This is a genomic window from Stenotrophomonas sp. 71799_Sma (assembly GCF_056482505.1).
On record NZ_CM151202.1, the window covers coordinates 4,258,252 to 4,270,814 of the forward strand.

Annotated in this window: 11 protein-coding genes; 7 read left to right on the forward strand and 4 right to left on the reverse strand. The window is 66.0% G+C overall.

The window, feature by feature from the left end; all coding sequences use genetic code 11:
• Window positions 1-32 precede the first annotated feature (32 nt).
• Complete coding sequence (locus tag ACZK4Z_RS19695) at window positions 33-2,063, reverse strand: M3 family metallopeptidase (RefSeq protein ID WP_125893407.1); 2,031 nt, start codon at window positions 2,061-2,063, stop codon at window positions 33-35.
• Between the two features lie 170 nt (window positions 2,064-2,233).
• On the opposite strand from ACZK4Z_RS19695, the gene ACZK4Z_RS19700 reads away from it, so the two are divergent.
• A complete protein-coding gene (locus tag ACZK4Z_RS19700; protein WP_125893405.1) occupies window positions 2,234-2,638 on the forward strand; it encodes a hypothetical protein in 405 nt (134 codons plus the stop codon).
• A gap of 69 nt (window positions 2,639-2,707) precedes the next feature.
• Here the strand turns inward: ACZK4Z_RS19700 and ACZK4Z_RS19705 are convergent, their stop codons facing one another.
• Complete coding sequence (locus tag ACZK4Z_RS19705; protein ID WP_478450994.1) at window positions 2,708-3,820, reverse strand: PLP-dependent cysteine synthase family protein; 1,113 nt, start codon at window positions 3,818-3,820, stop codon at window positions 2,708-2,710.
• Window positions 3,821-3,942: 122 nt separating this feature from the next.
• On the opposite strand from ACZK4Z_RS19705, the gene gloA reads away from it, so the two are divergent.
• Entirely contained in the window at window positions 3,943-4,461 is a 519-nt protein-coding gene (gloA, locus tag ACZK4Z_RS19710; RefSeq protein WP_125893403.1) for a lactoylglutathione lyase, read from the forward strand.
• Window positions 4,462-4,553: 92 nt separating this feature from the next.
• A complete protein-coding gene (locus ACZK4Z_RS19715; protein WP_049421411.1) occupies window positions 4,554-4,982 on the forward strand; it encodes a VOC family protein in 429 nt (142 codons plus the stop codon).
• 67 nt (window positions 4,983-5,049) lie between these two features.
• Here the strand turns inward: ACZK4Z_RS19715 and ACZK4Z_RS19720 are convergent, their stop codons facing one another.
• A complete protein-coding gene (locus tag ACZK4Z_RS19720; protein ID WP_006394252.1) occupies window positions 5,050-5,481 on the reverse strand; it encodes a CBS domain-containing protein in 432 nt (143 codons plus the stop codon).
• Window positions 5,482-5,926: 445 nt separating this feature from the next.
• Complete coding sequence (gene glmS, locus ACZK4Z_RS19725; protein ID WP_071228878.1) at window positions 5,927-7,765, reverse strand: glutamine--fructose-6-phosphate transaminase (isomerizing); 1,839 nt, start codon at window positions 7,763-7,765, stop codon at window positions 5,927-5,929.
• A gap of 203 nt (window positions 7,766-7,968) precedes the next feature.
• On the opposite strand from glmS, the gene ACZK4Z_RS19730 reads away from it, so the two are divergent.
• From ACZK4Z_RS19730 to ACZK4Z_RS19745, 4 genes are read left to right on the forward strand one after another with little or no spacing between them, the layout of a single operon-like run.
• Window positions 7,969-9,246: an efflux RND transporter periplasmic adaptor subunit gene (locus ACZK4Z_RS19730; protein ID WP_049399200.1), complete on the forward strand. Its 1,278-nt coding sequence runs from the start codon at window positions 7,969-7,971 to the stop codon at window positions 9,244-9,246.
• A 35-nt stretch (window positions 9,247-9,281) separates the two neighbouring features.
• Window positions 9,282-10,007, forward strand: a complete 726-nt coding sequence (locus tag ACZK4Z_RS19735) for an ABC transporter ATP-binding protein (RefSeq protein WP_032129038.1) — start codon at window positions 9,282-9,284, stop codon at window positions 10,005-10,007.
• Window positions 10,008-10,017: 10 nt separating this feature from the next.
• Window positions 10,018-11,316 carry an ABC transporter permease gene (locus ACZK4Z_RS19740; RefSeq protein WP_121504340.1) on the forward strand — a complete coding sequence of 433 codons (1,299 nt, stop codon included), beginning with the start codon at window positions 10,018-10,020 and terminating at the stop codon, window positions 11,314-11,316.
• Between the two features lie 20 nt (window positions 11,317-11,336).
• Window positions 11,337-12,554 (forward strand): ABC transporter permease, encoded by a 1,218-nt coding sequence (locus tag ACZK4Z_RS19745; protein ID WP_125893399.1) that lies wholly within the window; start codon window positions 11,337-11,339, stop codon window positions 12,552-12,554.
• The last annotated feature ends 9 nt before the right edge of the window (window positions 12,555-12,563 follow it).

Sequence of the window (12,563 nt, forward strand, 5' to 3'; positions counted from 1 at the left end):
GTGCCAACCAAGGTTGGCACCTACCAAACACCTTACGCCATGCCCGAGTGGCGCAGCAGCGCGTCGATCTGAGGCGCGCGGCCGCGGAAGGCCTTGAAGTTCTCCGCCGCCGGGCGGCTGCCACCACGCGACAGGATCTCTTCGCGGAAGCGCGCGCCGGTTTCAGCCAGCGCCTGCGGCGCCTCCTCGAACGCCGCATAGGCATCGGCGCTCAGCACCTCGGCCCACTTGTAGCTGTAGTAACCGGCTGCGTAGCCGCCGGCGAAGATGTGGCTGAACTGATGCGGGAAGCGGTTCCAGACCGGCGGGTGGTTCACCGCCACTTCCGCGCGCACACGATCGAGCAGTGCCAGAACGCTGTCCTGCGCCGGCTCGAACTGGCTGTGCAGCAGCATGTCGAACAGGCCGAACTCCAGCTGGCGAACGGTGGCCATGCCGCTGTGGAAGTTGCGTGCAGCCAGCATGCGCTCGTACAGCGCGCGCGGCAGCGGCTCGCCACTGTCCACATGTGCGGTCATCGCCTGCAGGTGCTCCCATTCCCAGCAGAAGTTCTCCATGAACTGGCTGGGCAGCTCCACCGCGTCCCATTCCACGCCGTTGATGCCGGCCACACCCAGTTCGCCGATGCGGGTCAGCAGCTGATGCAGGCCGTGGCCCATTTCATGGAACAGGGTGGTCACTTCATTGTGGCTGAAGGTAGCCGGCTTGCCATTGGCACCTCGGCCGAAGTTGCACACCAGGTAGACCAGCGGCGTCTGCACGCTGCCGTCGGCACGCTCGCGGCGGTTACGGCAATCATCCATCCACGCGCCACCGCGCTTGCCTTCGCGCGCGTACAGGTCCAGGTAGAACTGGCCCACCAGCGCACCCTGCGCATCGACCAGGCGGAAGAAGCGCACATCCTCGTGCCACACCGGCGCGCTGTCCTCCTGCACGCGCAGGCCGTACAGCTGCTCGATTACCGAGAACAGGCCGCCCAGCACCTTCGGTTCGGTGAAGTACTGCTTCACTTCCTGTTCGGAATAGCTGTAACGCGCCTGCTTCAGGCGATCGGCAGCGAATGCCAAGTCCCAGGCCTGCAGGCTGTCGATACCGAGTTGCTCGCGTGCGAACTGTTCCAGTTCAGCACGGTCCTTGGCCGCGAACGGCTTGGCGCGCGAGGCCAGGTCACGCAGGAAACCGAGCACCTCGGCCGGGTCCTGCGCCATCTTGGTCGCCACCGAATAATCACCATACGAACCGAAGCCGAGCAGTGCGGCGAGTTCCGCGCGCAGGGCGAGGATGCGGTCGATGTTGCCGCTGTTGTCCAGCGTGTCATCGCCGAATTCGGACGCACGCTGTGCGCTGGCACGGTACAGGATCTCGCGCAGGTCGCGGTCCTCACCCCAGGTCTGCACCGGCAGGTAGCACGGCATCTGCAGGGTCAGTTTCCAGCCAGACTTGCCGTCCTTCTGTGCTGCGGCATGCGCGGCGGCCTTCACGTCTTCCGGCAGGCCCTTCAATCGCGCTTCGTCCTCGACGATCAGCGACCAGGCATCGGTAGCGTCAAGAACGTTCTGCGAGAACTTCGCCGACAGCGCCGACAGTTCTTCCTTGATCGCCGCGAAGCGCTGCTGCGCCTCCGGCGCCAGCTCGGCGCCGCCGAGGCGGAAGTCACGCAGCGTGTTGTCCAGCACCTTGCGCTGAGCCTCGTCGAAGCGCGCCGCCTCGGTGCTGGCGGCCAGCGTCTGGTACTGCCGGTACAACGCCAGGTTCTGGCTGAGCGCGCTGGCGAAGCGGGTCACCCGCGGCAGGTTGCTGTTGTAGGCCTCACGCAGTTCCGGGGTGTTGACCACGCCCTGCAGGTGGCCGACCAGGCCCCAGGCGCGCCACAGCCGCTCGGTGGCATCGTCCAGCGGGGCAACGAAGGTCTCCCAGCGCACCGGCTGCACCTGCTCGGCCGTGCTGACGGCGGCTTCGGCCTCGGCCAGCAGCACGTCCAGCGCCGGCGCCACGTGCTCGGGGCGGATGGCCTCGAAGCGCGGCAGGCCGGAAAAATCGAGCAGGGGGTTGGCAACGGTCACGTCAGATCTCCAGGGTACGGGCCCGGCGGGCGGGCAGCATGCAGGATATGGCGCTGGCAGGCGGGGCTGACAAGGGGGCACGGCCCGGCATTCACGTCGGCCTTACGGTCCCGCGCTGAAGCTCTGGCTGCGGGGGAGTCCGCAGCGATACGCACCGAACGAGGCCCTACATGGAAGGTCTGGCTGCAGTTGCATCCGCCTCACCGGCCCGGTCACTGGCATTGTCCGCCAGCCCGGCCGAACTGACCTGGATCGCCGCATTGTGCGATGCCGGCGACGACGCCCCGCGTCACCTGCATCAACTGCAGGCAGTGCTGCAGCAGGGCGGCATGTTCAACGATGCCCAGGAGTGGTACCCGTTCGAGGTGATCGAACGCGGCGCCAGCCAGCTGCGGCTGGGCCATGAGCGCGAGTTCGTGATCTGCGTGCTGCTGTGGCTGCAGGCGCTGGCCCAGGGCCGTGCCAGCATCCTGGACCCAAGCCTGCATCTGGATGATCGCGCGATGGACATCGAGGCCTTGCCCGATGCGCTGCGAGATGCAGTGCTGGACGCGTTCACCGCGGCGGGCTACTGAATCTGTAGCGTCGAGCCATGCTCGACGGCTCTTTCCCGGAGTCGAGCATGGCTCGACTCTACAAGGGCTCTACAATGCTTCCAGGCTGCACCACGGCAGTTCCGGCAGCCCCTGCCCGGCCACTGCCGCCGCCAGCTGCGCATCGGCGCCGTCGACATCGATGCCCTGGCGCGCGTACCACGCCGGGTCGTAATAGCTCTGCGCGTAGCGCTCGCCACTGTCGCACAGGATGCTGACAATGCTGCCCTGGTGGCCCGCCTCACGCATCCACTGCGCCGCCTGCAGCACACCGATGAAGTTGGTGCCGGTGGAGCCACCGACACGGCGGCCGAGCTGGCGGCTGACATGGCGCATCGCGGCCAGGCTCAGCGCGTCGGGCACCTTCACCATCGCATCGACGCTGGTCGGGATGAAGCTCGGCTCCACCCGCGGCCTGCCGATGCCTTCCACGCGCGAACCGCCGCTGCAGGTCAGGCCGCGCCAGTCCTGCTGGCCGGCCACGGCAGCCTGATAGCCATCGAAGAACACCGACACTTCCGGGTCCGCGCACAGGATGCGGGTGTCATGCCGGCGGTAGCTGACATAGCGGCCCAGCGTCGCTGCGGTACCGCCGGTACCGGGGCTGCACACGATCCATTCCGGAACCGGGCTGGGCTCCTCGGCCATCTGCTTGAAGATGGATTCGGCGATGTTGTTGTTGGCGCGCCAGTCGGTCGCCCGCTCGGCATAGGTGAACTGGTCCATGAAGTGGCCACCGGTTTCGCGGGCCAGCTTCTCCGATTCACCGTTGAGTTCGCAGGCGCGCTCGACCAGGTGGCAGCGGCCCCCGTGGAACTCGATGGCGGCGATCTTCTCCGGCGAGGTCGTGGCCGGAATCACCGCGATGAACGGCACCCCCAGCAGGCGCGCGAAATAGGCCTCGGACACGGCCGTCGAGCCGCTGGAGGCCTCGATCACCGGCCGTCCTTCGCGCAGCCAGCCGTTGGTCAACGCATACAGGAACAGCGAGCGCGCCAGCCGGTGCTTGAGGCTGCCGGTGGGATGGCTCGATTCATCCTTCAAGTACACATCGATGCCCGCGAACCCGGGCAGCGCCAGCGGGATAAGGTGGGTATCGGCGGAACGGTTGAAATTGGCTTCGATCTTGCGGATGGCGGCAGCCACCCATTCACGCTGCGACATGGCGGGCAATGCTCAGAACGGAACGGTGCGATCCGCCCATTGTACGTCGCGGTGCCGTCAGGTGACGGCCGGTAGAATGGCCCCATCCGGCCAGCAACGGCCCTGTCTGAAGGACCTCCCCCATGACCATTCCCGCCCTGCGCGATGTCCCCGGCGTCGCCGCCCAGGCCCCGGCCGAGACCACCGGCTTCGTGTTCAACCACACCATGCTGCGGGTGAAGGACATCACCGCCTCGCTGGACTTCTACACCCGCGTGCTCGGCTACCAGCTGATCGACAAGCGCGACTTCCCGGAGGCCCAGTTCAGCCTGTACTTCCTGGCCTACGTGCAGGCCGGCGCGGTGGTGCCGGAAGACGATGCCCAGCGCCGCGTGTGGATGGCCGGCCTGCCGGGTGTGCTGGAACTGACCCATAACCACGGCACCGAGACCCAGGACGGCGCGGTCTACCACGACGGCAACAGCGACCCGCGCGGCTTCGGCCACATCTGCGTGTCCGTGCCGGACATCGAAGCCGCCTGCCAGCGCTTCGAGGACCTGGGCGTGACCTTCCAGAAGCGCCTGACCGATGGCCGCATGAAGAACCTGGCCTTCATCAAGGATCCGGACGGCTACTGGGTCGAGATCATCTCCAACGTCTGACCCAAAAAGGGGACGGAGGGGATTAAGTCGTTTCTGGCACTATTGGCTGGAAGCGACTTAATCCCCTCCGTCCCCTTTTTTGCGAGGTTCGTATGGAAACGATGGAACTGCACCGTGGCCGCCTGATCGACCACATCCAGCTGGTGGTGCGCGACCTGGCCGCCAGCCGGCGCTTCTACCAGGCGGTGTTCGATACGATCGGCATCCCGATCGCCGGCGAAGGCGAGGATTACTTCTGGGCCGATGAGCTGTTCATTTCCAGCGCCAGCAGCGAGGCCGCCGCCGGCCAGCTGACCGGGCGCCACCATCTGGCCTTCCAGGCACGCGACAGCGCCACCGTCGATGCCTTCCATACCGCCGCGATCGCCGCCGGCGGCACCGACAACGGCGCGCCCGGCGAGCGCCCCTACCATCCCGGCTACTACGGCGCCTTCGTGCTCGATCCGGATGGCAACAACATCGAAGTGGTCTATCACGGTCCGGCGAACTACAGTGCCGATTCGGTGAAGGTCACTTTCTGATATCACCGAAGCCGTGAACGAAGAAGCCGGGCAATGCCCGGCTTCTCTGCATCCAAGGGTCCAGCCCTCAGTGGGCGGCCATGTAGATGTCCTGCAGCACGGCCTTTTCCAGCTCCAGCTCGCCCAGCAGGTTCTTCACGATGTCGCCCAGGCTGAGGATGCCCACCAGCAGGGTGCCTTCGGTGACCATCAGATGACGGCGCCGCGAGTATGTCATCAGCGACATGGCCTGCTTCAGGGTCGCTTCCGGCGCAATGCCTTCCAGGCCGGTGGACGGCAGGCTGGAGATCACCCGGCGGCCGGCCTGCGGGCCGTCGTCGGCCAGGGTGCGCACGATGTCCTTCTCGGAAATGATGCCGACCGGGGCATCGTCCTTCATCACCACCAGCGCAGCGATCTTGTTCGCGCTCATCTTGTGGGCGGCGGCACCGATGGTGTCTTCGGCGTCGATGGTGATGACAGCTTCTTTCTTGGATTGCAGGAGTTCGCGGACGTTCATTCTTGTTTCCTGGTGCAGGTCACTAAGTCAAAAAGTGTGCTCTTCCGATACGCCCCCTCCCCGGGAACAGACCTTTCAGCGCACGTCTGGCGCACCCGGCTGCCGGTGGAAATGGATCGGCAGACGACGTGCTGCAACGCGAACGAGGTGGGTTCAACCGCTCAACCCGGCCCTCGGTCAAATCGATTCTACGACTGCGACCATCGGTCACTACCGGCATCGATAGGACAGTTCGTCGTGGGAACCAACTGACGATCCAGAGAATGGCACCGCGGCTGAAACCGCCGCTGAATACAGGCGATGTCGCGCATTAAAGATTGATTGCCTGCTGCCGACAGCGGACAGAACACCCGGCGGCTGTCCCACTTGGCACGACCACCGGCGCAAACGAAAGGGGCCCACGTGGGGCCCCTTTCGCATGCAGCTTCCAGCGGTTCCGGCGGAGTTACTCCACCGTCACGCTCTTGGCCAGGTTGCGTGGCTTGTCCACGTCGGTGCCACGTGCCAGTGCGGTGTGGTACGCCAGCAGCTGCACCGGGATGGTGTGCACGATGGGGCTGAGCACGCCGGCATGGCGCGGCGTGCGGATCACATGCACGCCTTCGGACTCGTTGAAGTTGCTGTCCTGGTCGGCGAACACGAACAGCTCGCCGCCGCGCGCGCGCACTTCCTGCATGTTCGACTTCACCTTCTCCAGCAGGCTGTCGTTGGGCGCGATCACCACTACCGGCATGTCCTCGTCCACCAGCGCCAGCGGGCCATGCTTCAGCTCGCCCGCCGGGTAGGCCTCGGCGTGGATGTAGGAGATTTCCTTGAGCTTGAGCGCGCCTTCCAGCGCGATCGGGTAATGCAGGCCACGACCCAAGAACAGCGCACTGCTCTTGCGGGCGAAACGCTCGGCCCAGGCGGCGATCTGCGGCTCCATGTTCAGCGCGTGCTGCACGCTGCCCGGCAGGAAGCGCAGCTGCTCCAGGTAGTCCGCTTCCTGCGCCGCGTCGATGCGGCCATGCAGCTTGCCCAGCACCACGGTCAGCTGGAACAGTGCGGCCAGCTGGGTGGTGAAGGCCTTGGTCGACGCCACGCCGATCTCGGCGCCGGCGCGGGTGTAGCAGACCAGCTCGCTGGCGCGCGGAATCGCGCTTTCCGGCACGTTGCAGATCGACAGCGTGTGCCTGTGGCCCAGCGACTTGGCGTACTTCAACGCCTCCATCGTATCCAGCGTTTCGCCGGACTGAGAGATGGTGACGATCAGGTGCTTCGGGTTCGCATAGGCGGCGCGGTAGCGGTACTCGCTGGCAATCTCCACGCTGCACGGCAGGCCGGCGATGGCTTCGATCCAGTAGCGCGCGGTCAGGCCGGCGTAATAGCTGGTGCCACAGGCGATGATCTGCACGCCTTCGATGCCTGACAGCACGGCCTCGGCATTCTTGCCGAACAGTTCGGCCGGGAAACCACCGGCGTCGATCGCTGCCTCGATGGTGTCGCCCAGCGCGCGCGGCTGCTCGTGGATTTCCTTCTGCATGAAGTGGCGGTACGGGCCCAGCTCCAGCGATGCCAGCGATACGTCGGACAGGTGCACCTCGCGCTCGATCGGCTGGTCATGCTCATCGAAGATGCGCACGCCGTCGCGGCGGATTTCGGCGGTGTCGCCCTCTTCCAGGAAGATCACCTTGCGGGTGGCCGAGATCACCGCCGAAACGTCGGACGCCACGAAGTTCTCGCCCTCGCCCAGACCGATCAGCAGCGGGCAGCCCATGCGCGCGCAGACGAAGCGTTCCGGCTCGGCGCGGCTGACCACGGCCAGTGCGTAGGCACCGGTCAGCTCCTTCACCGTATGCTGCAGCGCCACCAGCAGGTCGTCGCCGTCCTTCAGGTGGTGATGGATCAGGTGCGCGATGACTTCGGTGTCGGTCTGCGACTCGAAGGTGTAACCCAGGGCACGCAGCTTCTCGCGCTGCTCCTCGTGATTTTCAATGATGCCGTTGTGCACCAGCGCCACGCCGTGGCTGATGTGCGGATGCGCGTTGGCCTCGGTGACACCACCGTGGGTGGCCCAGCGGGTGTGGCCGATGCCCAGCACTGCATTGAAGCCCTCGGCCTCGGCCGCAGTGGCCATTTCCGACACACGGCCGGTACGACGCACGCGGCGCACATCCGGCCGTTCGGCATGGTCGATCACCGCGATGCCCGAGGAATCGTAACCACGGTACTCAAGGCGCTTCAGGCCTTCGATCAGCACCGGCACTACGTCGCGATCAGCGATCGCACCCACGATTCCACACATGTCACGCGTTTCCTTGAAGACGATCGCCGCATTCTAGCCTGCGGGCCCGCGCTCCCCCTCCTGTCCGCTTAATGAAAGTGTCCGGAAAGGTGTCCGCGGACACCCGGACACTTCAGGGCGCCTCCCAACCCATTGACCCACAAGGAAATAAAGTTGGCACGCTACGTGCTTGGTACCCACTACCACCGTCAGGCACGCACCCGATGATCCGCGACACCTCCGCACAGGACCAGATCGTTTCCTCCGCCCCGGCCGGCACCACCCGCGCCAACTGGCAGCGTTACCGCTGGCCGGCACTGGGCGCCATCGCGCTGCTGGCCGGCATCGGCTGGGCCGTGTACGCCTGGTCCAACGCCAGCCGCTCCTACGACAGCAGCCGCGTGCGCATCGCCGAAGTGAAGCGCGGAGACCTGGTCCGCGACATCGCCGCCGACGGTCGGGTGATTGCCGCCAACAGCCCGATCCTGTACGCCATCTCGGCCGGTACCGTGGACCTGAAAGTCGTTGCCGGTGACGTGGTCAAGAAGGACCAGGAGCTGGCGGTCATCGACAGCCCGGAACTGCGCAGCAAGCTGGCCCAGGAGCAGGCCACCCTGGCCGGCCTGGAAGCCGAGGCCAGCCGCGCCGCGCTGGACGCCACCCTGGCCCGCGCCAAGTCGCGCAAGGAAACCGACCAGGCCACCATCGAGCGCCAGGCCGCCGACCGCGACCTGCAGCGCTACCAGCGCGGTTACGACGGCGGTGCAGTACCGCAGATCGATCTGGCCAAGGCCAAGGACTCGCTGAAGAAGGCCGACATCACGCTGGCCAACGCCACCACCGATGCACGCCTGCAGAGCCAGGGCGCTGACCTGGACGCCCGCAACAAGCGCCTGCTGGCCGACCGCCAGAAGGCCGTCGTGGCTGAAGTGCAGCGCCAGGTGGACGCGCTGACCCTGCGCGCGCCGTTCGACGGCCAGGTCGGCCAGGTGCAGGCCGTCCAGTCCACCAACCTGGCCGCCAATGCGCCCGTGCTGGGCGTGGTCGACCTGTCCAAGTTCGAGGTCGAGATCAAGGTGCCGGAGAGCTTCGCCCGCGACCTGGCGATCGGCATGCCGGCGCAGCTGACCGGCGGCAACGGCAAGCCGTTCCCGGGCGAGATCAGTGCGGTGTCGCCGGAAGTGGTCAACGGCGAGGTCAACGCCCGCGTGCGCTTCGCCAGCGCGCAGCCGGAAGGCCTGCGCCAGAGCCAGCGGATGTCGGTGCGCGTGCTGCTCGACACCCGCAAGGACGTGCTGAAGGTCGAGCGCGGCCCGTTCGTCGAACAGGGCAACGGCATCGCCTACGTGATGGATGGCCGCACCGCAGTGCGGCGTCCGGTGGAACTGGGCGTCAGCAGCCTGGGCGAAGTGGAAATCAAGTCGGGTGTGCAGCCGGGCGACCGCATCGTGGTCTCTGGCAGCGACCTGTTCAAGGACGCCGAACGCGTCTCCGTCAACTGATACCTGATACCTGAATCCTGGAGAGAGGACACCCCATGTACATGCTCGAAATGCGTTCGGTCGCCAAGGTCTTCCGCACCGAACAGGTGGAAACCCACGCACTGCGCTCGCTGGAACTGCAGGTCAAGGAAGGTGAGTTCGTCGCCGTCACCGGCCCGTCAGGCTCCGGCAAGACCACCTTCCTCAACATCGCCGGCCTGCTGGAAACCTTCACCAGCGGCACCTACATGCTTGACGGCCAGGACGTGAGCACGCTGGGCGACGACGCCCGCAGCCGCCTGCGCAACCAGAAGATCGGCTTCATCTTCCAGGGCTTCAACCTGATCCCCGACCTGAACCTGTTCGACAACGTCGACGTGCCGCTGCGCTATCGGAAGATGAGCGCCAACGAGCGCCGCGAACGTATCGAGAAGGCGCTGAGCCAGGTCGGCCTCGGCTCGCGCATGAAGCATTATCCGAATGAACTGTCGGGTGGCCAGCAGCAGCGCGCGGCCATTGCGCGTGCGCTTGCCGGCAGCCCGCGCCTGCTGCTGGCCGACGAACCGACCGGCAACCTGGACACACAGATGGCCCGCGGCGTGATGGAACTGCTGGAGGAGATCAACGCTGCCGGCACCACCATCGTGATGGTCACCCACGACCCGGAACTGGCTGCGCGCGCGCAGCGCAACGTGCACATCGTCGATGGCCAGGTGACCGACCTGGTGCGCGAGCCGGTGCTGGCCACCCCGCCGCGCCACATCGTCGCCGTCAACGAGTGAGGGCCCGACCATGTTCGCCTACTACGCCCGATTGGCGGTGCGCAGCTTCCGCCGCAACAAGGTACTGACCGCGTTGATGGTGATCGCTATCGCGCTAGGCATCGGCGCCTCGATGACCACGTTGACCGTGTTCCACGTGCTGTCCGGTGACCCGATTCCCGGCAAGAGTGACCGCCTGTTCTATGTGCAGCTTGATGCCGCGACCGGCGCCTATGTCGCTGGCGAGGAACCGGAAACCCAGCTGACCCGCTTCGACGGTGAAGCCCTGCTGCGCGAAGCCAAGGGCGAGCGCCAGGCACTGATGAGCGGCGGCGGCGGTACCATCGAACCGGACAACAGCACTCTCAAGCCCTTCAGCATCGACACCCGCTGGACCTCGGCCGACTTCTTCCCGATGTTCGAGGTGCCCATGCAGTACGGCCGCCCCTGGACGCGCGAGGACGATGAAGGCCGTGCACGCGTGGTGGTCATCTCCAAGGCGCTCAATGACAAGCTGTACCAGGGCGCCAACAGCGTCGGCCGCGACCTGCGCATGGAAGGGCAGAGCTACCGCATTGTCGGCGTGATGAAGGAATGGAGCCCGGAGCCGCACTTCTACGACCTGACCACGGGCAGCTACGGCAAGAACGAGGACCTGCTGCTGCCGATCTCCACCTCCTTCGACCTGAAGCTGGGCAACAACGGCAACATGAACTGCTTCGGCGAGAATCCCGACGGCAACAGCTACTCGCTCAATGCACCGTGCGCATGGCTGCAGTACTGGGTGGAGATGGACCCGGCCAAGGCCGCCGACTACCGCCGCTACCTGGAGAACTATTCGACCCAGCAGCGCGAGGCCGGCCGCTTCAAGCATCCGCCGAACGTGCGCCTGCGCACCGTGATGGAATGGCTGGACTTCAATGGCGCGGTCCCCAGCGATGTGCGCCTGCAGCTGTGGCTGGCGCTGGGCTTCCTGGGTGTCTGCCTGGTCAACACGGTGGGCCTGCTGCTGGCCAAGTTCCTGCGCCGCAGTGGTGAGATCGGCGTGCGCCGCGCCCTCGGTGCCAGCCGTGGCCAGATCTTCCTGCAGTGCCTGGTGGAAGCCGGTGCGGTCGGTGTGGTCGGTGGCGTGCTGGGTATCGGTCTGGCCCTGCTTGGCCTGTTCGCGGTGCGCCAGCAACCGGTGGAATACGCAAAGCTGGCCCACCTGGACGGCAACATGCTGCTGCTCGCGCTGGGCCTGACCCTGCTCGCCAGTCTTGCCGCCGGGTTCCTGCCCGCCTGGCGCGCCATGCAGGTCACCCCGGCCATCCAGCTCAAGTCGCAGTAAGCACCCGAACGAGGACTCCCATGGACATCCGCCCCATCCTCAGCACGCTGCGCCGGCACAAGACCGCCGCTGCCCTGATCGTGCTGGAAGTCGCACTGACCTGCGCCATCGTCTGCAACGCGCTGTTCCTGGTCAGCCAGCGCGTGGAGAAGATCAGCATGCCCAGCGGCATCGCCGAGAGCGAACTGGTCATGTTGCGCGTCAGCGGCATCGGCAAGCAGACCGACGCCATGGCCCGCACCCGCGAGGACCTGGCATCGCTGCGCGCGATTCCCGGCGTCAGCAACGTCACCATCATCAACCAGGTCCCCTTCCGCAACGGCTCCTCCAGCAGCAGCATTTCGCGTGTGATCGACCAGGAACGGCCGACCACCAACGCCTCGATGTACACCCTGTCCGAGAACGGGCTGGCCACGATGGGCATCAACCTGATCGCAGGCCGCGATTTCCTGCCCGACGAATACCAGAACTTCGAAGACGCCAGCAAGGGCGGCGCAAAGGAGAACGCGATCCCGGTCATCCTCACCCAGGCCACCGCCGCCAAGATGGAACCCAATGGCAGTGCGCTGGGCAAGACCTACTACATGGGCAAGCAGCCGCTGCATGTGGTCGGCATCGTCGACACGCTCAGCACGCCCAACGGCTGGAATGACAACTGGACCAACTCGATGCTGCTGCCCATGCGGCGCACCTTCGACGAAGGTGGCACGTATGTGCTGCGCACTTCGCCGGAACGCCGCAAGGAAGTACTCGATGCCGGTGCCGCCGCGCTGGAACGCAACGACCCCAACCGGCTGATGCGCGACAAGCTGACCTATGAAGACCAGCGCAAGGACTTCTTCAAGAACGACCGCGCGATGGTCGGCCTGCTGATCACCGTCAGCATCTCGCTGCTGGTGGTCACCGCGCTGGGCATTATCGGCCTGGCCAGCTTCTGGGTGCAGCAGCGCAGCAAGCAGATCGGCATCCGCCGTGCGCTGGGCGCGACCCGCGGGCAGATCCTGCGCTACTTCCAGACCGAGAACTTCCTGCTGGCCACGCTGGGCATCGTGCTGGGCATGCTGACGGCCTACGCCATCAACCTGGCGCTGATGAACCTGTACGAGCTGCCGCGCATGCCGCTGTACTACCTGCCGCTGGGTGCACTGCTGCTGTGGGTGCTGGGCCAGATCGCGGTGTTCGGGCCGGCGCGGCGTGCGGCGGCGGTGCCGCCTGCGGTCGCCACGCGGGGCGCGTGAGATGCGTGC